20 protein-coding genes are annotated in these 23,689 nt (G+C 73.4%); 11 read left to right on the top strand and 9 right to left on the bottom strand.

Features of this window, described 5'->3' with window-relative positions; genetic code table 11:
* The first annotated feature begins 10 nt into the window (after positions 1 to 10).
* The 5 genes from map (at position 11) to HF526_RS16120 (ending at position 5,657) form a co-directional block, all read left to right on the top strand.
* Entirely contained in the window at positions 11 to 778 is a 768-nt protein-coding gene (gene map / locus HF526_RS16140) for a type I methionyl aminopeptidase (protein ID WP_169382266.1), read from the top strand.
* A gap of 65 nt (positions 779 to 843) precedes the next feature.
* Positions 844 to 1,842: a CobW family GTP-binding protein gene (locus HF526_RS16135; protein WP_169382265.1), complete on the top strand. Its 999-nt coding sequence runs from the start codon at positions 844 to 846 to the stop codon at positions 1,840 to 1,842.
* Complete coding sequence (locus tag HF526_RS16130; protein WP_169382264.1) at positions 1,839 to 2,849, top strand: WD40 repeat domain-containing protein; 1,011 nt, start codon at positions 1,839 to 1,841, stop codon at positions 2,847 to 2,849. The genes HF526_RS16135 and HF526_RS16130 overlap by 4 nt, the downstream gene beginning before the upstream one ends.
* A 116-nt stretch (positions 2,850 to 2,965) precedes the next feature.
* Positions 2,966 to 4,021, top strand: coding sequence for a hypothetical protein (locus HF526_RS16125; protein ID WP_169382263.1), 1,056 nt, complete (start codon positions 2,966 to 2,968; stop codon positions 4,019 to 4,021).
* A gap of 22 nt (positions 4,022 to 4,043) precedes the next feature.
* Entirely contained in the window at positions 4,044 to 5,657 is a 1,614-nt protein-coding gene (locus tag HF526_RS16120) for an acyl-CoA synthetase (RefSeq protein ID WP_169382262.1), read from the top strand.
* A gap of 51 nt (positions 5,658 to 5,708) precedes the next feature.
* On the opposite strand, the gene HF526_RS16115 is transcribed toward HF526_RS16120, so the two are convergent.
* Together HF526_RS16115 and HF526_RS16110 are read right to left on the bottom strand one after the other, a co-directional pair.
* Positions 5,709 to 6,926 carry a cytochrome P450 gene (locus HF526_RS16115; protein WP_169382261.1) on the bottom strand — a complete coding sequence of 406 codons (1,218 nt, stop codon included), beginning with the start codon at positions 6,924 to 6,926 and terminating at the stop codon, positions 5,709 to 5,711.
* A gap of 8 nt (positions 6,927 to 6,934) precedes the next feature.
* The gene (locus HF526_RS16110; protein ID WP_169382260.1) at positions 6,935 to 8,596 is read right to left on the bottom strand and encodes an FAD-dependent oxidoreductase; all 1,662 of its coding nucleotides are present in this window, start codon (positions 8,594 to 8,596) and stop codon (positions 6,935 to 6,937) included.
* Positions 8,597 to 8,681: 85 nt separating this feature from the next.
* Between HF526_RS16110 and HF526_RS16105 the strand changes: the two genes are divergently transcribed.
* Positions 8,682 to 10,286, top strand: a complete 1,605-nt coding sequence (locus tag HF526_RS16105; protein ID WP_169382283.1) for an AMP-binding protein — start codon at positions 8,682 to 8,684, stop codon at positions 10,284 to 10,286.
* 24 nt (positions 10,287 to 10,310) lie between these two features.
* On the opposite strand, the gene HF526_RS16100 is transcribed toward HF526_RS16105, so the two are convergent.
* Positions 10,311 to 11,129, bottom strand: coding sequence for an NmrA family NAD(P)-binding protein (locus tag HF526_RS16100; RefSeq protein WP_169382259.1), 819 nt, complete (start codon positions 11,127 to 11,129; stop codon positions 10,311 to 10,313).
* 103 nt (positions 11,130 to 11,232) lie between these two features.
* Here HF526_RS16100 and HF526_RS16095 point away from each other — a divergent pair, with 103 nt between their 5' ends.
* Positions 11,233 to 11,607, top strand: a complete 375-nt coding sequence (locus tag HF526_RS16095; protein WP_169382258.1) for a winged helix-turn-helix transcriptional regulator — start codon at positions 11,233 to 11,235, stop codon at positions 11,605 to 11,607.
* A gap of 36 nt (positions 11,608 to 11,643) precedes the next feature.
* On the opposite strand, the gene HF526_RS16090 is transcribed toward HF526_RS16095, so the two are convergent.
* The 5 genes from HF526_RS16090 to HF526_RS16070 all read right to left on the bottom strand — a co-directional run bounded on the left by HF526_RS16090 (position 11,644) and on the right by HF526_RS16070 (position 17,743).
* Entirely contained in the window at positions 11,644 to 12,327 is a 684-nt protein-coding gene (locus HF526_RS16090) for a type 1 glutamine amidotransferase domain-containing protein (RefSeq protein WP_338051512.1), read from the bottom strand.
* 42 nt (positions 12,328 to 12,369) lie between these two features.
* Complete coding sequence (locus HF526_RS16085; RefSeq protein WP_169382256.1) at positions 12,370 to 13,419, bottom strand: alcohol dehydrogenase catalytic domain-containing protein; 1,050 nt, start codon at positions 13,417 to 13,419, stop codon at positions 12,370 to 12,372.
* Positions 13,420 to 13,421: 2 nt separating this feature from the next.
* Positions 13,422 to 15,059 (bottom strand): long-chain fatty acid--CoA ligase, encoded by a 1,638-nt coding sequence (locus HF526_RS16080; protein WP_338051511.1) that lies wholly within the window; start codon positions 15,057 to 15,059, stop codon positions 13,422 to 13,424.
* Between the two features lie 105 nt (positions 15,060 to 15,164).
* Positions 15,165 to 17,084, bottom strand: a complete 1,920-nt coding sequence (locus HF526_RS16075; RefSeq protein ID WP_169382255.1) for an acyl-CoA dehydrogenase family protein — start codon at positions 17,082 to 17,084, stop codon at positions 15,165 to 15,167.
* Complete coding sequence (locus HF526_RS16070; protein WP_169382254.1) at positions 17,081 to 17,743, bottom strand: TetR family transcriptional regulator; 663 nt, start codon at positions 17,741 to 17,743, stop codon at positions 17,081 to 17,083. Before HF526_RS16070 ends, HF526_RS16075 begins: the two co-directional genes overlap by 4 nt.
* Before the next feature lie 77 nt (positions 17,744 to 17,820).
* On the opposite strand from HF526_RS16070, the gene HF526_RS16065 reads away from it, so the two are divergent.
* The 4 genes from HF526_RS16065 to HF526_RS16050 are packed head-to-tail and all read left to right on the top strand — an operon-like array spanning position 17,821 to position 22,932.
* Complete coding sequence (locus HF526_RS16065; RefSeq protein ID WP_169382253.1) at positions 17,821 to 19,107, top strand: acetyl-CoA C-acetyltransferase; 1,287 nt, start codon at positions 17,821 to 17,823, stop codon at positions 19,105 to 19,107.
* A complete protein-coding gene (locus HF526_RS16060; protein ID WP_338051510.1) occupies positions 19,104 to 20,486 on the top strand; it encodes a 3-oxoacyl-ACP reductase in 1,383 nt (460 codons plus the stop codon). The genes HF526_RS16065 and HF526_RS16060 overlap by 4 nt, the downstream gene beginning before the upstream one ends.
* Entirely contained in the window at positions 20,486 to 21,376 is an 891-nt protein-coding gene (locus tag HF526_RS16055; RefSeq protein ID WP_169382252.1) for a MaoC family dehydratase, read from the top strand. Before HF526_RS16060 ends, HF526_RS16055 begins: the two co-directional genes overlap by 1 nt.
* A gap of 11 nt (positions 21,377 to 21,387) precedes the next feature.
* Positions 21,388 to 22,932, top strand: a complete 1,545-nt coding sequence (locus tag HF526_RS16050) for an adenylate/guanylate cyclase domain-containing protein (RefSeq protein ID WP_169382251.1) — start codon at positions 21,388 to 21,390, stop codon at positions 22,930 to 22,932.
* Here the strand turns inward: HF526_RS16050 and HF526_RS16045 are convergent.
* Positions 22,914 to 23,681 carry a putative hydro-lyase gene (locus HF526_RS16045; RefSeq protein WP_211177305.1) on the bottom strand — a complete coding sequence of 256 codons (768 nt, stop codon included), beginning with the start codon at positions 23,679 to 23,681 and terminating at the stop codon, positions 22,914 to 22,916. The two genes, HF526_RS16050 and HF526_RS16045, sit on opposite strands and share 19 nt — an antisense overlap.
* Positions 23,682 to 23,689: the final 8 nt, after the last annotated feature.

Here is a 23,689-nt window from a genome sequence, read left to right as displayed (position 1 = left end):
GGTGCGGGCAGTGATCGAGTTGAAGACGGCCGGCGAGGTGGACGCCATCGCGGCGGCCGGTGCCGTGGTGGCGCGGGTGCTGGGTGCGCTGCGCGAGCACGCCCGCGCCGGGATGCAGGTGCAGGAACTCGACGACGTGGCTGCGGGCCTGATCGCCGCCGCCGGCGCGAAGCCGACGTTCCTGGACTACCACCCGCGGTTCGCGCCCACCCCGTACCCGGCGGTGATCTGCGCGAGCGTCAACGACGCCGTGGTGCACGGCATCCCCGGCCCGCAGGTGCTCGCCGACGGCGACCTGGTCAGCATCGACCTCGCCGTGCACCTCGACGGCTGGTGCGCCGACGCCGCGGTCAGCTTCGTCGTCGGGCAGGCCGACCCGGCCGATCTCGCGCTGATCGACGCCACCGGGCGGGCCCTGCACGCCGGGATCGCCGCCGCCGGGCCCGGCCGGCGGCTCGGTGACGTCGGGCACGCCATCTCCTCGGTCGGCCGCGGGGCCGGCTACGGGATGCTCGCCGACCACGGTGGGCACGGCGTCGGGCGGTCCATGCACGAGATGCCGCACGTGCCCAACGAGGGCCGCCCCGGCTGCGGGCTGACGCTGCGCCCCGGGCTCGTGCTGGCCATCGAGCCGATGCTCATCGCGGGCGGGGGCGACGACTACCGCCGCGACGCGGACGGCTGGACGCTGCGCACCGCGGACGGCAGCCGGGCCGCGCACGTCGAGCACACCATCGCGGTGACCGAGGACGGTCCGCGGATCCTCACGGCGGCCTGAGGGGCTGCGGCGCATGCGCCGCAGCCTATTTGAAAATCGTTGTCACTAACGCTCTACTGGCCGGCATGCCCACCGATCAGCGCATCCCGGTCACCGTGCTCACCGGCTTCCTCGGGTCCGGCAAGACCACCCTGCTCAACCGCATCCTCACCGACCGTCACGGCCTGCGGATCGCCGTGATCGAGAACGAGTTCGGTGAGGTGGGGGTGGACGACGCCCTGGTGCTCGACGCCGAGGAGGAGGTGTTCGAGATGAACAACGGCTGCATCTGCTGCACCGTGCGCGGGGATCTCATCCGGATCCTCGGCGCGCTGCTGCGTCGCAAGGACCGCTTCGACGCGATCCTGGTCGAGACCACCGGTCTGGCCGACCCGGCACCGGTCGCGCAGACCTTCTTCGTCGACGACACCCTGCGGGCACAGCTGCGGCTCGACGCCATCGTCACGGTCGTCGACGCCAAGCACGTGCTCGCCCACCTCGACGAGGTCAAACCCGACGGGGTGGAGAACGAGGCCGTGGAGCAGATCGCGTTCGCCGATCGGATCGTGCTCAACAAGACCGACCTGGTCGGGCCGGGCGAGATCGCCGAGGTGACCGGTCGCATCCGGGCCGTCAACGCCAGCGCCGCCGTGCTGCCCGCCGTCCGCGCCGACGTCGATCTGCGGCAGATCCTCGACGTCCGCGCGTTCGACCTCGACACCGTCCTCGCCGATGAGCCCGACTTCCTCGACCCCGACGCCGAGCACCAGCACGACCAGAGCGTCACCAGCGTCGGCATCGAGGCCGACGGTGCGGTCGACGTGCCGCGGCTGAACGACTGGCTCGGCACCCTGCTGGGCCGGCGCGGCCCGGACCTGTTCCGCAGCAAGGGCGTGCTCAACCTGGCCGGCGACGACCGACGCTACGTCTTCCAGGGCGTACACATGCTGCACGACGGCGAGCTCGGGGCGCCGTGGCGCGAGACGGAGTCCCGGCGCAACCGGATGGTGTTCATCGGCCGCAACCTCGACCGCGCCGAGCTCGAGGCAGGCTTCCGGGCCTGCCTGGTCGGGGCCGGGGCATGACCGCCGCGACCAGCACGGCACCGCGGTGGCGGGCCGATCTCGAGGAGCCGGTGGTCGCGCTCGCCGCCTCGGCCGGCGGGGTCGTGGTCGGTGGTTCGGAGGGGGCCGTCGTCGTGCTCGACGCGGACGGCGCGCCGCGTCACCGGCTCACCCTGGGCGACGCCCTGCTCGCCCTCGCCGTCAGCCCCGACGGCACCCGGCTGGCCGCCGGTGGCTCGGAGTGCTGCGCGATGTGGGACCTCGGCGCCGACGGCCGGCTGCTGCGCCACGCCGCGACGGGCTGGTGTGCGGCGCTCGCCTGGTCCGACCGGTCCGACCGGCTGGCCGTCGCGGAAGGCCGCCAGGTCCGGGTCGTCGACCGGGACAGCTCGCGGTGCTGGACGTCGCCCCTGCTCACCAGCACCTGCACCGGGCTGGCGTGGGTCCGTGGCGAGCGCCGGGTCGCGGCCGCGGCCTACCAGGGCGTCACGGTGTTCGAGCCGTCCGCCGACAAGATCGTCGAACGCCTGCCCGCCCCTGGGGCGATCGCCGGGCTGGCCGTGGCCCCGAACGGGCGCTGGGTGGTCGGCGGCAGCCAGGACGCCACCCTGCACGGCTGGCGGCTGCCCGGCGGGTCCGACTTCCGGATGAGCGGGTTCCCGACCACGGTGGCGAATCTCGCGTTCGAGTCGAGCGGTCGCTGGCTGGCGTGCGACGGCGGTGCGGACATCGCCTGCTGGGACTTCTCCGGGGCGGGGCCGACCGGGCGGGAGGCGCTGCTGGCCGTGGGCGGGCACGCCGACCGGGTCAGCGCGCTGGCCTGGATCCCGGGCACCCGAACCCTCGCCTCCGGCGATGTCGGGGGCGGGTTCGCGTTGTGGCGGATCGAGCCGGGGGACCGCCGCGGCGGCCGCATCCGCCCGATCCGGACCGCAGCGACGGGCGACCCGGTCACGGCGCTCGCCGCGGCCCCCGGCGTGACCGTCTCCGGTCATCGGTCCGGCGCGGTGATCTGCCGCCCGGCCTGACCGCCCCGCATCCGGGCCCACCGCGCCGCGGCCGTGCGGCCCAACCTCGCGCCGCCCGCGGAGTCGGAGCGGCCGGGCGCAGCGGAGCCCGCCGCCGCGGCGCTAGCGTCGTTCCCGTGGTGGCGGTACGGCGCCTCCGGCCGATCAGGATCGCCGGCGGCGGCCGGAACCTCGAACTGTTCGCCGTCGCGGGTATCGCGACCGTGCTGGTGACCCGCGGCTACCTCGCGCTGGCCCACTACCCGCAGATCGGCGGCGGGGCCCTGCACATCGCGCACGTGGTGTGGGGCGGCCTGTTGATGCTGTGCGCCTTGCTGCTGGCGCTGCTCTACATGGGCAGCGGAGTACGCACCTGGGCGGCGCTGATCGGCGGGATCGGGTTCGGCCTGTTCGTCGACGAGGTGGGCAAGTTCGTCACCAGCAGGACGGACTACTTCTACCGCCCGGCCGCGGCGATCATCTATCTGGTCTTCGCGCTGCTGGTGATCCTGGCGCGGCGCACCAGGTCGCACCGGCCGCTACAGGCCGCGGAGCGCTACGCGAACGCCGCCTACGCGGCCGTCGGGGGCCTGACCACCGGGCTCACCGCGGAGGAGCGCCGGTCCGCGCTGGAGCTCGTGCAGCGCGACGACCCGGCGGAGTCACCCGCCATCGCCGCGGCGCTCACCAGGCTGCTGCGGGCCCTCCCCGAACGCGAGATGCGGCGACGACCCGCCCACCGCATCGTCGCCGATCGGTTGTCGGCCGCGGCGGAGTGGCTGCTGCGGCGCCGGTGGATGGTCGTCACGATGATCACGATGTTCGTGCTGCTGGCGCTGCTGCGGCTGCTCGCGGGCATCGCGGTCGGCCTCGCGCTGGCGGTCGGGGGCACGCTCGACTTCGGTCCCGAGCAGGGCGCCGTGATGGCGTCACTGCTGTCCGGGGCGGCCTCGGCCGTGCTCGCCGTCGTGGGGGCGGTCCGGCTGCGGCGGCACCGGCTGCAGGCGTTCGAGCTGTTCCGGGTCGCGATCCTGGTCGACATCCTGTTCACCCAGGTCTTCGCGTTCACCAGCGACCAGTTCGGTGCCCTGGTGGGGCTCACGTTCGACCTGCTGGTGCTGGCCGTCGTCACCTACGAGCTGGACCGCCTCCGGATGCAACGGACATCGGTGGAGCCGGTCCCCGGAACGTGACCGATCGGGCAGGATGCGGCCCATGGCCCACGTCGCGCAGTTCACACCCGAGACCACCGGGGCGGTCGCCCGCGCCCGCCAGCACTCGATCGGCGACCTGTTGCGCCGCACCGCGCTGCGCTGCCCGGACAAGCTCGGCGTGGTGGCCGGCGAGCGCAGGGCCACGTTCGCCGAGTTCGACGCATGCGTGAACCGGGCCGCGCACGCGCTGGCCGAGCGAGGGCTGGTCAAGGGCGACCGGCTCGCGCTGCTGTCGCACAACTCCTGGCAGTACGCGGTGCTGGTGTTCGCCACGGCCAAGCTGGGCGTGGTGCTGGTGCCGGTCAACTTCATGCTGGGCGCGGAGGAGATCGCGTTCATCCTGTCCCACTCCGGGGCGTCCGGGCTGGTCACCGAGGACGCGCTCGCGCCCACCGCGGAGAAGGCGCTGGCGAGCGCCGGGCTCTCCGGCGGGGTCCGTGGCTGGATCTCCCTCGCCGGCACCGACCCGGCTGAGGGCTGGGAGGACGTCGACGGCTGGATCGACGGGGACCGCGACCCGGGCGAGCCCGGCGTGCCGATCGCCGACGACGACCCGCTGCGGCTGATGTACACCTCCGGCACCGAGTCCCGCCCCAAGGGCGTGATGCTGCCGAGCCGGTCGCTGATCGCGCAGTACGTGAGCTGCATCGTCGACGGCGGGATGGCGGTCGACGACGTCGAGGTGCACGCGCTGCCGATGTACCACTGCGCGCAGCTGGACTGTTTCTTCTCCGTCGATGTCTACCTGGGCGCGACCAGCATCATCCTGCCCGGACCGGACCCGGCCACCCTGCTCGCGACGATCGAGCGGGAGAGGGTGACCAAGCTGTTCTGCCCGCCGACGGTGTGGATCTCGCTGCTGCGCCACCCCGAGTTCGACACGACCGACCTGTCGTCGCTGCGCAAGGGCTACTACGGCGCCTCCCCGATGCCGGTGGAGGTGCTGCGGGAGCTGCAGCGCCGGTTGCCCGACGTGCAGTTGTGGAACTTCTACGGGCAGACCGAGATGTCGCCGCTGGCCACGATCCTGCGCCCGCACGAGCAGATGCCGAAGGCGGGCACCGCGGGCCGGGCGTCGCTGAACGTGGAGACCCGGCTCGTCGACGACGACGACAACCCGGTGCCACCCGGGCAGATCGGTGAGATCGTGCACCGCAGCCCGCACGCCGCGCTGGGCTACCACAACGACGAGGAGAAGACCGCGGCGGCGTTCCGGGGCGGCTGGTTCCACTCCGGTGACCTCGGCATCCTGTCCGAGGACGGCTACCTGTCGGTGGTCGACCGCAAGAAGGACATGATCAAGACCGGTGGGGAGAACGTCGCCAGCCGCGAGGTCGAGGAGGCCATCTACCTGCTCGAGGGCGTCGCCGAGGTCGCCGTGTTCGGCATCAGCCACCCGCGCTGGATCGAGGCGGTCACCGCGGTCGTGGTGCCCAAGGCCGGTGTCGAGCTGACCGTCGAGCAGGTCACCGCGCACGTCCGCGAACACCTCGCCGGGTACAAGCGGCCCAAGTACGTCGTGTTCGCCGATGCGCTCCCGAAGAATCCCAGCGGGAAGATCCTCAAGCGCGACCTGCGCGCCGCGCACGCGAACCTGGCCGAACGGGGGGTCTGATCGGCTGCCGGTCACGCGGCGAGCAGTGCCGGTTGCCGCGCCCGGGCCCGACTAGGCCGGGCGGACCCCGTCGATGTCGACGAGCAGGTGGCGCGGTCCGCGCAGTACCGAGTTCGGCCGGTACGGCGGCGGGTCGGTGACCAGGCGTGGGTTGTCCAACCGGCGGGCGAGCTCGGTCAGCGCGAGGTAGGTCTCCACCCGGGCCAGCGGCGCCCCGAAGCAGTAGTGGACGCCACCGCCGAAGCCGAAGTGCTCGTTCTGCTCGCGGCCGGGGTCGAACCGTTCCGGCTCGTGTACCCGCGCCGGGTCGCGGCTACCGGCCGCGAGCATCAGCCGCACCTGGGAGCCCTTCGGGATGTGGGTGCCGGCGATCTCGATGTCGTCGAGGGCGGCCCGGCTGGGGAGGTACTGCACCGGCGGTTCGTAGCGCAGCAGCTCCTCGACCAGCCGGATCACCATGGTGGGCTCGCCGCGCAGCCGGACGAGCAGGTCCGGGTGGCGCAGCAGCGTGAGCATCCCGTTGGCGATCAGATTGACGGTGGTCTCGTGGCCGGCGATGAGCAGCAGGACGGCCGTGCTGAGCAGGTCCGGCAGCGACATCGGCCCCTCCGGGGCGTGGTCGGTGGCCAGCCCGGAGAGCAGGTCGTCGCCCGGTTGCCGGCGGCGCGCCTCGATCAGGGTGGCGAGGTACCCGGCGAGTTCCGCTCGCGCCCGGTTGTCCTTGCGCCGCCGCTCGGCCAGGTCCCCGGCGGCCGGGTCGATCGCCTCGACGATCGCGTCGGCCCAGGTGTGGAACCGCGGCTCGTCCTCCCGGGGCACACCGAGCAGCGCGCAGATCGCCGTGACCGGGAACGGGTAGGCGAAGTCGTCGACCAGGTCGACCCGGCTCCGGTCGGCGAACCCGTCGATCAGCCGGTCGGTGATCTCGCGCAACTGCGGCTGCATGCCGTCGATCCGGTCCGGGGTGTGCGGCGGCCCGAAGTGCCGCATGGCCAGCCGGCGGAGCTGGTCGTGGTCGGGCGGGTCCAGCCGGATGAAGCTCGGCGGCAGGCCCGTGGGCGCCTCGCCGGTGCCGTCGGGCAGGTTGGCCGGATCGGAGCTGATCCGCGGGTCGTGCAGCAGCGCGGTGATCTCCCGGTAGGTGCTGACGACGTACGTGCCGTCCCGCAGCCGCGCCACCGGCGTGCGCCGCAGGTCGGCGTAGAGCGGGTAGGGGTTCGCCCGGTTGCGGTGGTCCAGGATCCGGTCGAACGCCTCGTCCACGGTCATCCCGGCGCTCATCGAACGTGCCCCGGCCGCACCAGCGTCGCCCGGCGTTCGGACGGGTCGTGCCCGGTGACCACCACTGTCGCGCCATGGACGGGCACCACCCGCTCCGGGAAGCCGGCCTCCACCGGCGCGGTGTCCGCCGGCGGCTGGTCGACGTGGGTGAAGGCGGGCGGGAACGGAGCCGCCTGCTCGATCTGCCGCTCGTAGAACTCCATCCACTTCGCCTGGTCGATCCCGACCGCGGCGGTGATCCGGCCCCGGTAGCCGTAGGCGGCGACGAAGCGCCGCTGCGCCACCGACCCCTGCGCGACGACGACCTCGTCGGCGAAGCTCGGCACGCCCACGGACTTGATCTCGACCCCGAACTGGGAGGACCAGAACACCGGCAGGGTCAGGTGCGGCCAGCGGTCGGTCTCCCCGCTGACCATGTTGTGCGCGGCGATCTCCGCCTGGGTGACCGCGTTGCCCCAGTGCTCCAGGGCCAGGAACTGGTACGCGTAGACCGGGTGCGGCAGCCGGGCCACGTCACCGGCGGCGAAGACGTCGTCGCTGACCAGGCCGTTGACGTCGAAGACGCGGCAGCCCGCGTCGCACCCCACACCCCAGGCGCCGGCTGCGACCCCGGAGCCCTCCAGCCACTCGACGTTGCGGATCCCGCCGAGCGCGGCCACCGCGACGTCGACGTCGAGCACGGTGCCGTCGGAGAGCCGGGCGCGCCGCAGCCGCCCGCTGCCGTCGCCCTCCAGGGCGGTGACCGTCACCCCGCACCGCAGGTCGACGCCGTGCTCGCGCTGCAGGTCCGCCGTGACCGCACCGATCACCCCGCCCATCGCGCCGACCAGCGGCGCCGGCCCGGCCTCCACGACGGTCACCGCGAGCCCGAGGTCCCGGCACGCCGACGCGACCTCGGAACCGGTGAACCCGGCCCCGACCACCAGCACCCGACCCGGCCCGGCGCCCAGCCGGGCGGCGAGCGCGTGCCCGTCGTCGCGGGTGCGCAGCACGAACACCCCGTCCAGCGCGGCCTCGTCCGGGTTCGGCCAGGGGCGCGCCCGCACCCCGGTGGTGATCAGCAACTTGTCGTAGGGAACCCAGTCGCCGTCGGCCAGCCCCACCCGCTTGCCGGTCAGGTCCAGCCGGGTGGCGGGTGTCCCGAGACGCCACTGCGCGTCGAGGTCACGCGGCCGGGGCAGCGCGGTGTCCGCGGCCGGCACCCAGCCGGTCAAGACCTGCTTGGACAGCGGCGGCCGGTCGTAGGGGTCGCGCCGCTCGTCCCCGATCAGGGTCAGCGACCCGCGGAAACCCTCCCGGCGCAGCACGGCCGCGGCCCGCAGACCGGCCAGCGCGGCGCCGACGATCACCACCCGGCCGGTGCGCCGCAACGCCGCGGCGCCGCCCGATGGCTCGGCTCCTGCCGCACCGGCCGTCGTCGATCGCACCGCCGTGGAGTGCACGGCCGGCGACGGCTCCGCAGGGGTGTCCACCCGGTCGATCCGCATCGCCTGGACAGGACAGGCCGCGGCGGCGCGCAGCACGCGTTCCCGCTGGTCCTCGTCCGGGCCGGGGTCGTAGAGCAGCGCCTCCTCGCCGGCCATCCGGAACACCTGCGGTGCGAGGAAGGCGTACTGCGCGTAGCCCTGGCAGCGGGTCAGGTCGACGACGAGCCTCATGGGCAGGGTCCCTCCTGGCCGAGGGTTGTCCGTGCCGGGGCCCGGGCGGCTAGCGTCCGGGGTGAGCACACGACGAGGGGGTCAGGTGTACCCGGGAACGCACGCGCGCACAACGCCCGACAAGCCGGCGATCATCATGTCGGCCAACGGACGGACCGTGACCTACGCCCAACTGGACGACCGCTCGGCCCGGCTGGCCCGGGTGCTGCGCGCGGCCGGCCTCACCCGGGGCGATCACGTCGCCGTCGTCACCGACAACGCCCCGGAGGCCTTCGAGGTCTACTGGGCCGCGGTCCGTTCCGGGCTCTACATCACCGCGGTGAACCACCACCTGTCGGCGCCGGAGATCGGCTACATCGTCGACGACTGCGAGGCGCGGGTGCTGGTGGTCTCCGCGGGCCTGCGAGAGGCGGCCGAGGCGATCGTCCCGCTCACCCCGCGGGTGCAGCGGCGGCTGGCCTTCGGTACCGATGCCCGGGCCGGCGAGCGGCCCTTCGGTACCGATGCTCGGGCCCGCGAGCGGCCCTTCGGTGGGCCGGTCGACGGGTACGACGACTACACCGCGGCGCTCGCCGGCCAGCCCGGCGGGCCGCTGGACGATCAGCCCTGCGGCGTGGACATGCTCTACTCCTCGGGGACCACCGGCCGGCCCAAGGGCATCCGCCCGGAGCTCCCCGACCGGCAGGTGGACGAGCCGGGCAACAGCGTCGTCGCCGCGTTCGGCCCCCTCTACGGCTTCGACGCCGACACCGTCTACTACTCCCCGGCGCCGGTCTACCACGCCGCGCCGCTGCGCTTCAGCGCGATGACGCACGCGCTGGGCGGGACCCTGGTGATGGCCGACCGGTTCGACGCCGAGACCGCGCTGCGCGACATCGAGCGGTACCGGATCACGCACAGCCAGTGGGTGCCGACGATGTTCGTCCGGATGCTGCAGTTGGATCCGGCGGTACGCGCCCGCTACGACGTGTCGTCGCAACGGGCCGCGATCCACGCCGCGGCCCCGTGCCCGGTGGAGGTCAAGCAGCGGATGCTCGACTGGTGGGGCCCGATCCTGCACGAGTACTACGGCGCCACCGAGGGCTCCGGGATCACCGTGATCGGACCGCACGACTGGCTCGCCAAGCCCGGCTCGGTCGGTCGCGCGGCGCTGGGCACCCTGCGGATCTGCGACGACGACGGCAGGGAACTGCCGGTCGGCGGCATCGGCACCGTCTACTTCGAGCGCGACGAGGTGCCGTTCCGCTACCACAACGACGACGAGAAGACCCGCTCCGCGCAGCACCCCGAGCACGAGACCTGGTCGACCACCGGCGACATCGGCTACCTCGACCACGACGGCTACCTGTTCCTCACCGACCGCCGCGCCTTCACGATCATCTCCGGCGGGGTGAACATCTACCCGCAGGAGACCGAGGACTGCCTCGCGCTGCACCCGTCGGTCTACGACGTCGCCGTGATCGGGGTGCCGGACGACGAGATGGGCGAGCAGGTCAAGGCGGTGGTGGTGCCGGCGCAGGGTGCCGAGCCGGGCCCAGCCCTGGAGAAGGAGCTGCTGGACTTCGTCCGGGAGCGGATCGCCCGGTACAAGGCGCCGCGCAGTGTGGACTTCGTCGACGAGCTGCCGCGCACCCCGACCGGGAAGCTGGTCAAGCGGGTCCTGGTCGACCGGTACCGGGCGGCTCGCTGAGGCCATGCCCGGTACCGGGACGACTCAGCCCGCGAGCAGCGCCTTGACGGCCTCGCGGATGCCGGTGGCCGGGCGCCCGAGCAGTTTCGGCAGGTCGTCGGTCGACCCGGCGAAGAAGCCGTCGCGCACGAGCTGGAAGACGAAGGCCATCTCCCCGGCCTCCTCGATCGGGATCTCCCGGTATGCCACCGGCTTGCCCGACAGCTCGGAGATGGCGTCGGCGAGCTGCGGGTAGGTCCACAGTGGTCCGCACAGCTCGTAGACCCGGTTCTCGTGGCCCGAACCGGTCAGCACCGCCGAGGCCGCGAGGCCGAGATCGCGGATGGTCGCGGTGTTGAGCGGCTTGCCGCCGTCGGCGGCGCGCAGCTCACCGGACTGCACGGCCGCCTGCACCGAGGGTGGGTTGACGAAGACCTCGGTGTAGAAGGTGTTGCGCAGGAACGTGTAGGTGATCGCGGTCTCGCGGATGAGGTGCTCGGTGACGGCGTGGTCCTCGAGGAACCCGACGCCCTGGTCGGCCTTGATCGCGCTGGTGTAGGCGATGTGCCCGACCGCGGCCCGCACCGCGGCGTCCACGACGTGCATGTGCTGGCGGGTCCGCACACCCGGCCGCACGTCGGGTGAGGACACGAACAGCAGGTGGTCGGCATCGGTGAAGGCGGCGACCAGGCTGTCCGGGTCGTCGTAGTCGCCGTGGCGCACCTGGACCCCGCGCTCGGCCAGGTCACGCGCCTTCTCGGGGTTGCGGACAATGGCGACGAGCTGGTCGGCCGGGACCTTGGTCAACAGGTCCTCGATGACGACGCGGCCCAGGCGACCGGTCACTCCTGTCACGGCGATCATGTGTCGCTCCCTGGTCGGTGTTCCCTCGTTGACGCAGTCGACCGTAGAGTTGGGCACTCACCATCGGTAAGTACGTACCCACAGGTAAGTACTGGAGGTCGACGTGAGCACGCAGGTCGGACAGGCCGGGTACCCGTCTGCGGGTGATGCATTCGACTCCGCCTGCCCGGCGCGCAGCGTCCTCGACCACGTGACGAGCAAGTGGGCGGTGCTGGTGCTGGTCGCGCTGCGTACCGAACCGATGCGGTTCAGCCGGCTGCGCCGTGCCATCGGCGGAGTGAGCGAGAAGATGCTGGCCCAGACCCTGCGCACGCTGGAGGGTGACGGGTTCATCGACCGGGAGGTCGTCCCCACCACCCCGCCGCAGGTGTCCTACAGCCTCACCGAGCTCGGCCGCGGGATCACCGAGCACCTCACCGGCCTGATCGACTGGATCAACCTGCAGGTGCCGGAGGTGCTGGCGGCTCGTGCGCGATAACTGGTGCGTCAGCACCAGTAACCGCGCACGACGACTTCAGCGGAGCAGCGCCAGCAATTCCTGCGCGGCCGGCGCGGAGGAGGCCGGGTTCTGGCCGGTCACCAGCCGGCCGTCGACCTCCACGTGCGGCGCCCAGTCCTCGGCGCGGCCGTACCCGCCGCCGCGTTCGATCAGCCGGTCCTGCAGCAGGAACGGCACGACGTCGGTCAGCCCGACGCCTGCCTCCTCGCTGTTGCTGAACCCGGTGACGCGCTTGCCCGCGACGAAGGACGCACCGTCCTGGGTGCGGACGTTCACCAGCGCCGCCGGGGCGTGGCAGACCGCGCCGATCGGTTTGCCGGCGGCGAGGAACTTCTCGATCAGCGCGATCGACGTCTCGTTGTCGGGCAGGTCCCACATCGGGCCGTGCCCGCCCGGGTAGAAGACGGCGTCGAAGTCCTCGGCGGAGACGTCGGCCAGCTTCACGGTGTTGGCGAGCAGGGCCTCGGCGGCCTCGTCGGCCTGGAACCGCTTCGTCGCTTCGGTCTGGGCATCGGGCTCGTCGCTCTTCGGGTCCAGCGGCGGCTGCCCGCCGGCGGGCGAGGCGAGGGTGATCTCGGCGCCCGCGTCGGCGAAGACGTAGTACGGCGCGGCGAACTCCTCCAGCCAGAACCCGGTGGGGTTGCCGGTGTCGCCGAGCCGGTCGTGCGAGGTGAGGACCATCAAGATCTTCATGCTCATCGGCTACCCGACCCCTGGAGACCGGAAACGACGGCGGTCCGATCAGGTGGGTGAGACCTCCAGTACGACCTTCGTCGTCTCCCGCCGGTCGAGCCGGGCGTAGGCGTCCACGGCACCCTCCAGCGGGATCTTCTCGGTGATCACGGCCGCCGGGTCGAGCCGGCCCGCACCGATCAGCGCGGCGAGCCGCTCCCGGTAGCGGATCGGCTGGCCGTTGACCGGGATCACCGACAGGCCGCGCAGCCAGGTCTGTCCGGCGGTCTGCGGGAACGCCTCGTCGGTCAGCACCCCGACCAGCGCGATCCGCCCGCCGGCGTCGGTGATCCGCCACGCGGTCTCCAGTGCACCCGCGTTGCCGACCGCCTCGATCACCACGGTCGCCCGCCGTCCGCCGGTCCGTTCCCGCAGCAGCATGAGCGGGTCGCCCGCGGAGGCGTCGATCGGGACCGCGCCGAACGCCCGGGCCTGCTCCAGCCGGCCCGGCACCAGGTCGATCGCGTACACCGCGGCCGGGGCGAACAGTTGCGCGCACTGCACCGCGAGCAGCCCCACCGGCCCCGCACCCAGCACCGCGACGACGTCGCCGTGCTCGATGCGCGCCTCCACGCAGCCGGTGTAGGCGGTGGCCAGGATGTCCCCGGTGAACAGCACGTCGGTATCGGGGACGCCGTCCGGGACCGGCCAGAGCGTGGTGTCGGCCGACGGCACCCGGACGTACTCGGCCTGCCCGCCGTCGAGCCCGCCGAACAGGTCGCCGTAGCCGAACGTGCGGTTCTGCCGGCAGCGGGCGTGCCGCCCGGCCAGGCACGCGTCGCAGCGCCCGCATGCGGCGAACATGGCCGAGACGACCCGTTGCCCTGGCCGGAACGCGCTCACCCCGGGCCCGACGGCGTCGACCACGCCGGCGAACTCATGGCCGACGATCATGCCCTTCGGCACCTTCGGGATCTTGCCGTGCAGCACGTGCAGATCGGAGCCGCAGATCGCGGCCGTGGTGACCCGCAGGATCGCGTCGGGCTCCTCCTGCAGCACCGGGGCCTCGACCTCGTCGAGCCGGACGTCGCCGACCCCGTGCCAGCGGACCGCGCGCATCGTCAGCTCCCGTCCGGCGCCCGCAGCGCCTGCCGGCTCGCGGGTTCGGCGAACCGGGCCCGCAGCACCTTCTTGTCCGACTTGCCGACGCCGGTCTTGGGGATCTCGGGCACGATCAGGAACTCGTCGGGCAGCTGCCAGCTGGCGAACCGCCCGGCCAGGTGCGCGCGCAGGCCGGTGGTGGTCACCGGCTCGCGGACGACCACGCACGCCAGCGGCCGCTCCAGCCAGCGCTCGTCGGTGACCGCGACCACCGCCGCCTCGACGACCGCCGGGTGCGACATCAGCGCGTTCTCCAGCTCCACCGACGAGATCCACTCCCCGCCGCTCTTGATCAGGTCCTTGGCCCGGTCGGTGAGCTGCAGGTAGCCGTCCGGGTCGATGACGCCCACGTCGCCGGTGCGGAACCAGCCGTCGACGAAGCTCGCGGCGGTGCGCGGGTCGTCGTGGTAGGCCGCGGTCACCGTCGGCCCGCGCAGCAGGAACTCCCCGACGCTCTCGCCGTCCCAGGGCAGCGGCGCGCCGGACTCGTCGGCCAGCCGCACCTCGATGCCGGGCATCGGCAGGCCCTGCTTGACCAGCGTGCGGTCCACCGCCTCCTGGCCCGCGTCCCGGATCCGCTTCTTGACCGCGGTGAATGTGGCCAGCGGGGACGCCTCGGTCATCCCCCAGCCCTGCGGGACCTCGACGCCGTAGCGGTCCCGGAACCAGTGGATGAGCCCGAGCGGCGGGGCCTGCCCGCCCAGCCAGAGCACCTCGAGCCGGGACAGGTCGCGGTTGCGGCGCTCCAGCGCGTCGCGCATCAGCACCCCGACGGACACGGCGGCGACCGCGTGTGTGACTCCCTCGCGCTCGATCGCGTCGAGGTAGTCGTCGGCCACGGGGTGCGGTCCGGGCAGCACCAGCGTGGTGCCCTGCATGGCTGCGGCGTGCGGGATGCCCCACGAGTTGGCGTGGAACATCGGTGAGATCGGCAGGAACGTGGCCTCCTCGCGAACCCCGATGGAGCCGTGCAGCGCGAGGTTGAGCGAGTGCAGCACGACGCTGCGGTGCGAGTAGACGACACCCTTCGGGTCGCCGGTGGTCGCGGAGGTGTAGCACATCGCCGCAGCGGTGTTCTCGTCGAACTCGGGCCAGGCGAGGTCGCCGTCCTCGGCGGCGAGCAGTTCCTCGTACCCGAACACGGGCGCCAGCGACGTCTCGGGTACCGGGCCGTCGCCGAGCACCACGTAGGCCCGGACCGTGTGCAGGTCCTTGGCGATCTTCTCCAGCGCCGGGAGCTGGTCGGGCTCGACGAGCAGCACGGAGTCGCCGGCGTGGTTGATCACGTAGGCGATCTGCTCGGTGAACAGCCGCAGGTTGATCGTGTGCAGCACGGCGCCCATGCAGGGCACCCCGAAGTAGGACTCGTAGTGCTGGTGGGTGTTCCAGGCCAGCGTGCCGACCCGGTCGCCGGGGCCGACGCCGAGCCGGGCCAGCGCCTGGGCGAGCCGGCGGGCCCGCACGCCGAACTCGGCGTAGGTGTACCGGTGGTAGGCGCCCGGGAGCCGGGTGACGATCTCCTTCTCGCCGAAGACGTGCTCACCACGCCACAGCAGCTGGCTGATGAGCAACGGGCGGTCCATCATCTGTGCGCGCACGATGCCTCCCGGGGGTCCTCACCGAGGATGGCGGCGCACCCGGCCCGCCCGCTGTCCCAATTTGCGGCAGGCCGCCTGTGCGCGGATAACGCTGTTCGAACAGCGTTATCCGCGCACGAGCATGTCAGTGCCCAGCAGGGGGCAGGCCAGCCAGTCCTCCGGGATGCCGAAGCCGTCGACCAGGGCCCGGGCGTGCGGGCGCAGGGCCGCGCACAGCTCGTTGACCGCGGTGGTGACCGCGCGGCTGCGCGCCGCGGTGAACCGGCCGTGCTCGACGAACCAGGCCCGCTCGGACTCGATCACCGACAGTGCGTACAGGTGACAGACCTGGTCGAGCAGCCGCTTCACCGCAGCGTCTCCGGTCCGCTCCACCGCCGCGGCGAACGCGTCGAACACGATCCGGTCGACGTGCGCCCGCGCGGCCCGCAGCAGGTGGTCCTGGGCGGCGTTGAAGATCCCGAACTGGTCGGCACCGGGGGTCAGGGCCTTGCGCAGTCGCCGCGCGAGCGCGGCCAGCAGGTGGTCCTCGCGGTCGACGAGCAGCGCCCGATGATAGCCGCGGTCGAGCAGGTCGCGGTGCCGGACCTGGCCGATCATCGCCGGCGCCCCGGTGCGCTCGACCACGGAGCCGGCGACCTGCTCGCCCACGAACCGCGCCATCCCGAGTGGACCGAGCTTCTTCACCCGGGCCCCGTACTCCGACAGCAGGCCCTTGGCCACCAACTGCAGCAGCACCGTGTTGTCGCCCTCGAACGTGGTGAACACGTCGGTGTCGGCCTTGAGCTGCGGCAGCAGGTTCTCCGCGAGGTAACCGGCGCCGCCGCACGCCTCCCGGCAGGCCTGGATCGTCGCGGTCGCATGCCAGGTCCCGACGGCTTTGATCCCGGCGGCCTTCGTCTCCAGGGTGCGCTGCGCGGCCTCGTCGGGTTCGGCGCCGAACGCCTGCACGGCGTGCATCGCCGAGACGAGCTCCTCCTGGGCGAAGTGCAGCGCGTACGTCGTGGCCAGCGCGGGCAGCAGCTTGCGCTGATGGGCGAGGTAGTCGAGGACGACCACCTCCTCGCCGGTGGCCGGGTCGCTGAACTGCCGGCGGGTCTCGCCGTAGCGGATCGCGATCGCCAGCGCCTTCTGGGTCGCGCTGCCGGCTCCGCCGGCCACGCTGATCCGCCCGCGTACCAGGGTGCCGAGCATGGTGAAGAAGCGGCGCGTCTCGTTCTCGATCGGGCTGGTGTAGGTGCCGTCGGGGGCCACCTCGGCGTAGCGGTTGAGCAGCGCCTCGCGCGGGACCCGGACCCGGTCGAAGATGAGCCGGCCGTTGTCCACGCCGTTGAGCCCGGCCTTGCGCCCGCAGTCGGAGATCGTGACGCCGGGCAGCGCCGAGCCCTCCTCGGAGCGGATCGGGACGAGCAGCGCGTGCACCCCGTGCGAGGCGCCGCCGGTGATCAGTTGCGCGAACACGACGGCCATCCGGCCGTCGCGGGCGGCGTTGCCGATGTAGTCCTTGCGTGCGGCGGCGTCCGGGGTGTGGATCTCGAACTCTTCGGTCGCCGGGTCGTAGGTGGCGGTCGTGCCGAGGTTCTGCACGTCCGACCCGTGACCGGTCTCGGTCATCGCGAAGCAGCCCGGCAGGTCCCCGTCCATGATCTGCTTCAGGTACTTGTCATGGTGACGAGAAGTGCCCAGCACCTGCACCGCGCCGCCGAACAGGCCCCACTGCACCCCGGCCTTGACCAGCAGCGACAGGTCGCCGTAGCCGAGCATCTGGAACGCGGTCACGACACCGCCGACGTCCCCCTCGCCGCCGTACGCCGGGTCGAACCCGGTGTGCGGGCGGCGGCTCTCGGCGAGCCGGCGCATCCAGTCGGCCACCAGGTCGCGGTGCTCCGAGGTGCCCAGGTCGGGGTCGGGATGCAGCCGGATCCCCCCCATCTGCGCGCGGACGTCGTCGCGTACGGCGGCCCAGCGGCCGTCCAGCACGCGCTGCAGGGCTGCGGGGCCGATCGCGTTCACGCGTTCGACGGTCATGCGTCCTCCTCTGTGTCGCTCCCCGGAGCGGGCACCACGCCGGACAGGCCGGCCCAGGCCAGATCGGTGAGATGGGCGGCCAGCGCCTCGCGGGTCATCCCCGAGGGGCGGGCCAGCCAGTTGTCCGCCGCCGCGTGCACCATGCCGACGACGCCGTGCCCCCACGGGACGGCGGCGGCGACGTCGGCCCGGGTGCGCTCGAGCCGTCCGGCGATGACCGCTGCGGCGTGGTCGCCGATCAACGAGACGAGATCGCGCACGGGGTCGGCGGGGATGTCACTGCCGTCGCGGCCGCTGAGCAGCGGCCGGTGTACCACGAACCGGTAGACCTCGGGGTCGGCCTCGATGAGCTGCAGGTAGGCCTCGATCCCGGCGGCCGCCGTCGCGCGCGGGCCGGACGCGGCGTCCATGGCCCGGCGGACCTGCGCGACCAGTGCCTCGGCGATCCGGGCGCAGACCGCCACGTACAGCTCCGCGCGGTCGGCGAAGTGCCGGTACACGACGGTCTTGCTGGTGCCGGCCCGGGCGGCCACGTCCTCCATGCCGACACCGGCGCCGTGCGCGCGGATGGCGGCGATCGCGGCGTCGACGAGCTCGGCGCGGCGGGCCTGCCGGTGGGCGTCCCACCGGCTGCTGCGTCGATCACGGGCGACCTTCACGGAACTCACAGTACCGTGTACTTTCAGTACCGGCTACTGGTGGGTAATGGAATCTCACCCGACGAAGGGAAGGCCCCATGGCGACCAACGCCCGGCGCGCCGCGGTGATCGGCGGCAACCGCATCCCGTTCGCCCGCGCGAACGGCGCCTACGCCCGCGCGTCCAACTCCGACATGCTGACCGCGACCCTCGACGGCCTGGTCGCCCGCTTCGGCCTGGCCGGCGAGCGGATCGGCGAGGTCGTGGCGGGCGCCGTGCTCAAGCACAGCCGCGACTTCAACCTCACCCGCGAGGCGGTGCTCGGCAGCCGGCTGTCCCCGGCCACGCCCGCCTACGACGTCCAGCAGGCCTGCGGCACCGGCTTGGAGGCCGCCGTCCTGGTCGCGAACAAGATCGCCCTCGGGCAGATCGAGAGCGGCATCGCCGGCGGCGTCGACACCGCCAGCGACGCACCGATCGCCGTCAACGAGGACCTGCGCCGGGTGCTCATCGCGCTCAACGGGGCGCGCAGCCTCGGCGCCCGGTTGAAGATCCTCGGTGGCCTGCGGCCCGGACAGATCGTCCCGGAGATCCCGCGCAACGCCGAGCCGCGCACCGGGCTGTCGATGGGCGAGCACGCCGCGATCACCGCCGCCGAGTGGGGCGTCGGGCGCGCCGAGCAGGACGAACTCGCCGCCGCGAGCCACCGCAACCTCGCCGCCGCCTACGACCGCGGCTTCTTCGACGACCTGCTCACCCCGTACCTCGGCCTGACCCGCGACAACAACCTGCGCCCCGACTCCTCGGCCGAGAAGCTCGCGAAGCTGCGGCCCGTCTTCGGCCGCGGTCCGGACGCGACCATGACCGCCGGCAACTCCACCCCGCTCACCGACGGCGCCGCGCTGGTGCTGCTCGGCTCCGACGAGTGGGCCGCGGAACACAAGCTGCCGGTGCTGGCGCACATCGTCGACGCCGAGACCGCCGCGGTCGACTACGTGCACGGCCGCGACGGCCTGCTCACCGCGCCGGTCTGGGCCGTTCCGCGGCTGCTCGAGCGCAACGGCCTCACGCTGCAGGACTTCGACTTCTACGAGATCCACGAGGCGTTCGCCTCCACCGTGCTGGCCACCCTCAAGGCCTGGGAGGACCCGGCCTTCGCCAAGGAACGGCTCGGCCTCGACGCCCCGCTCGGGCCGATCGACCGCTCGAAGCTCAACGTCGCCGGCTCCTCGCTCGCCGCCGGTCACCCGTTCGCGGCCACCGGCGGGCGGATCGTCGCCACGCTGGCGAAACTGCTGCACGAGAAGGGATCAGGGCGTGGCCTGATCTCCATCTGCGCCGCCGGCGGCCAGGGTGTCGTCGCGATCCTGGAGGCTGCCGAGTGAGTGCCCCGAGCTCGATCCCGACCGACTGGTACCGCAATCTGACCAACTCCGGCGTCGGCGGGGCGATCACTGCCCGGGCCGGGCTGCCCCGGGTCCCGGTGCTGCGCCGCTACGAGCCCGGGCAGCCGCTGCTTGCCGGCCCCGCGCTGGTCGGGGCCGTGGGCAAGGGGGCGCTCGTGGACGCGACCCGGGCGCTGCTCACCGAGTCCGGGGCCACCGTGGTCGATGCGGCGGGGGAGGAGAAGCTCGCCGCGGTCGTGCTCGACGCGACGGGCGCCCGCACCATCGCCGACCTGGCCGCCGCGCAGGCGATCCTGACCCCGGCCGTCCGCGAGCTCGGCCCGTCGGGGCGGCTGCTGCTGCTCGGCCCCGAGCCGGACGAGACCGACGCCGAGGCGGCCGCGGTCGCGCAGGCCCTGGAGGGGCTGGTCCGGTCCGCGGGCAAGGAGGTCCGGGCGGGCGCGACGGCGAACCTGCTGGTCGTGGCGTCCGAGGCCGTCCCGGCGGCCGTCGACTCGTCGGTGCGGTTCTTCCTCTCCGCCCGCTCGGCCTACGTCGACGGGCAGGTCGTCCACGTCGGCGTGCCGGTCGGCCCGCCGGTGGATCCGGCCGGGATGGACGCCCCCGTCGACCGGGTGCGGCCGCTGGCCGGGCGGATCGCCGTCGTCACCGGAGCCGCCCGCGGCATCGGTGCCGCCATCGTCGACACCCTCGCCCGCGACGGCGCGTCGATCGTCGCCGTGGACATCCCGGCGGCGGGGGAGGCACTGGCGACGGTCGCGAACCGCACCGGCGGCACCGCACTGCAGCTCGACATCACCTCCGACGACGCCCCGCGCCGGCTGCTCGACCACCTCCGCGAGCGGCACGGCGGCGTGGACATCGTGGTGCACAACGCCGGCATCACCCGCGACAAGCTGCTGGCCAACATGGACGCCGACCGCTGGAACGCGGTGCTCGCGGTCAACCTGGCCGCGCAGCTGCGGATCAACGACGCGCTGCTCACCGGCACCGGCGTGCTGCGCGACACCGGCCGGATCATCTGCGTGGCCTCCACCAGCGGCATCGCCGGCAACCGCGGCCAGACCAACTACGCGGCCAGCAAGGCCGGCGTGATCGGGATGGTCCGCGCGCTCGCCCCGCGGTTCGCCGAGCGCGGCGCGACGATCAACGCGATCGCCCCCGGCTTCATCGAGACCGAGATGACCGCGAAGATGCCTCTGGGTACCCGCGAGGCCGGTCGCCGGATCAACAGCCTGCGCCAGGGCGGGTTGCCGGTCGACGTCGCCGAGACGGTCGGCTGGCTCGGACAGGCCGAATCCGGCGGCGTGAACGGCCAGGCCGTGCGGGTGTGCGGCCAGAGCATCCTGGGGGCCTGATGGCGTCGGTGACCCTGCTGGACGGCGCACCCGCGCTGGGCCCGCTGTACGCCAAGGCCGCGATCGGCGCCGCGCTCCCGGGCGGTCGCGCCGGGACGCTGCCCGACACCGAACTGGTCCGAGAGGACGTCACCGTCGACCTCGGGCACCTCGCCGAGTACGCCCGGGTCTGCGGGTTCGCGCTGGACGGCGCGCTGCCGCTGACCTACCCGCACGTGCTGGCGTTCGGTCTGCAGATCGCGCTGATGGCCGACCGGTCGTTCCCGCTGGCGTTGCCCGGGCTGGTGCACGTGGGCAACCGGATCACCGCGGCCCGCGCGATCGACCCGGGGGAGCGGCTGCGGATCGCGGTGCACGCGGAGAACCTGGCGGCGCACCCGAAGGGCGCCCGGGTCGACCTCGTCGCGCACGTAGAGGCGGGCGGCGAGCCGGTGTGGCGCGGGCGCAGCACCTACCTGGCCCGCGGCGCCCGCGCGCCGGAGGGCGAGCCGGCCGAGCCCGAGCCGCCCGCCGTCGAGGGCGGCCCGCCGTCGGCGGTCTGGCGGGTGCCCGGTGACACCGGGCGCCGCTACGCCCGGGCCAGCGGCGACGTGAACCCGATCCACCTGCACCCGCTCACCGCGCGGGCGTTCGGCTTCCCGCGGGCCATCGCGCACGGCATGTGGACGGCCGCGCGTGCCGTCGCCGCGCTGCAGGGCCGGCTGTCGGCCGCAGCGCAGTTCGACGTCGCGTTCCGCAAGCCGCTGCTGCTGCCGTCCACCGTGGAACTGCGGACCCGGCAGGCCGGGCCGGGTGGCTGGGACCTCGCGGTCGCGTCGCGGTCGGGGCACGAGCACCTGCGCGCGGCGGTCCGCACCACCTCGCCCGGCCGGTTGCGCCGATCGGCCTAAACTCCCAGGTCATGGTCGAGTCGGAGCAGGCGCAGCGGTCGGTGATCGGCTGGCCGATCCGGCTGCTGCTCGCGGCCGTCATCGTGGTGGCCAACCTGTTCGGGGCCGCCATCGTGATGATGCTGGCCGCGTGGGTGCTGCCGACCGGCTCGATCGCCGACCCCGGCCGCGTCCGGCTGCTCAACCTCCTGCTCTTCGGCGGGTACCTGCTCGCCGCGCTGCCGCTCGGGCTGTACTGGGGCGGGCGGCGGTTCCGGCTGCGCGCGGGCGACCCACGGCGCCGGGAGCGCAAGCTCGTGCTCTACGGCCCGCTGCGGCTGGCCACCGTGCAGACCGTGCTGTGGCTGACCGCGACCGCCGTGTTCGCGGCGTTCAACGCGACGTTCTCCTGGCGGCTGGCGCTGTCGGTCGGCGAGACGGTGCTGCTCGGCGGGCTCACCACGGTCGCGCTCGCCTACCTGCTCAGCGAGCGCATCCTGCGTCCCGCGGCCGCGCGTGTGCTGACCACCGACCCGCCGCGGCGCCGCATCAGGTTCGGGGTGATCGTCCGATCGGTGCTGTTCTGGGCCCTGGGCACGGGGGTACCGGTGTTCGGCCTGCTGCTGTCGGCCGTCTCCGCGCTGGTCTTCCGCGACGTCGGGGTCACCCGGCTCGCGGTCATCGTGCTGGCCATCGGCGGCACCGCGCTCGTGGTCGGGTTCCTCACGACGGTCGGTGCGGCGCGCGCGGTGGCCGACCCGGTCCTCGCGGTGCGCAGCGCCATGGGCCGCGTCGAGGAGGGCGACCTGCAGGCCCGGGTGCCGGTCTACGACGGCACCGAGCTCGGCCAGCTGCAGGCCGGGTTCAACACGATGGCCGCCGGGCTGCGCGAACGCGAACGGATCCGGGACCTGTTCGGGCGCCAGGTCGGCCACGAGGTCGCGGCGGCCGCGCTGCGCTCGGACGTGCAGCTCGGCGGGGAGGTGCGCCGAGTCGCCGTGCTGTTCATCGATCTGGTCGGCTCCACGGCGCTGGCCGCGCAGCGCCCGCCGACCGAGGTGGTGGCCCTGCTCAACCGGTTCTTCCACGTCGTCGTCGAGGTCGTCGAGTCCTGCGGTGGCTGGATCAACAAGTTCGAGGGCGACGCCGCGCTGGCCGTGTTCGGCGCCCCCACCGACTCCGACGACCCGGCCGGTGCGGCGCTGGCGGCCGGCCGGCTGCTCGCCGAACGGCTGACCGCGCAGCTGTGCGAGGTGACCGCAGGAATCGGCGTCTCGGCCGGCGACGCCGTCGCGGGCAACGTCGGCGACGTCCGCCGCTACGAGTACACCGTGATCGGCGACCCGGTGAACGAGGCGGCCCGGCTCACCGAGCTGGCCAAGTCGGTGCCGGGTGGGGTGCTCGCCGCCGGGGCGGCGGTGCAGCTGGCCCGTCCCGAGGAGGCGGCGAACTGGGAGCTCGGCGACGCCGTCACGCTGCGCGGGCGCTGCGAGCCGACCCAGCTGGCCACCCCGCGACCGGCAGCGGCCCGGGCCGGTGCGGAGCGCTCCGCGGCCGATCAGGCCCCGACGAGATAGGCGTCGTCGCGCGCGTCGGTGACCAGCATGTAGCCCGGCGCGTGCGCGATGGCCAGCGACGGGCGGGACTCCACCACGGCGGCCTGCGGGGTCACCCCGCACGCCCAGAACACCGGCACCTCGCCGTCACGTACGGTCACCGCGTCGCCGTAGTCGGGCGCGTCGAGGTCGGCGATGCCCAGCTCGCGCGGATCCCCGACGTGTACCGGTGCACCGTGCACCGACGGGTACCGGCCGGTCACCCGCACCGCGTCGGCCACCTGGTCGGCGGGGACCGGGCGCATCGACACCACCAGCGGCCCGCCCACGGCCCCGGCCCCGCGACAGCGCCACGAGGTGCGGTACATCGGCACGTTGACCCCCTCCTCGACGTGCCGCACCGGGACGCCCGCCTCGCCGAGCGCGCGCTCGAAGGTGAAGCTGCAGCCGATCAGGAAGCTGACCAGGTCCTCGCGCCACCAGCCGGTGACGTCCGGGGTCTCGGCGGCCAGGTCGCCGTCGACGTAGACCCGGTAGAGCGGCAGGTCGGTGCGGATGTCCCCGTCGAGCAGCGGCCCGCTGACGGTGCCGGCGTCGAGCACGTCGAGTACCGGGCACGGCTGTGGGTTGCGCTGGGTGAACAGCAGGAAGTCCCAGGCCAGCGCGGCCGGGACGGTGATCAGGTTGGCCTGGGTCCAGCCGTCGCACCACCCGGCGGTCGGGGTGACGAGCCCGTCGCGGAACCGGGCACGGGCGTCGGCGGGGCTCAGGTCGCGAG

This window comes from Pseudonocardia acidicola, from assembly GCF_012911935.1.
In the GTDB taxonomy this organism is placed as follows: domain Bacteria; phylum Actinomycetota; class Actinomycetes; order Mycobacteriales; family Pseudonocardiaceae; genus Pseudonocardia; species Pseudonocardia acidicola.
Note: the sequence above shows the minus strand (reverse complement) of the source record. Positions and strands in the feature narration are given on the sequence as shown.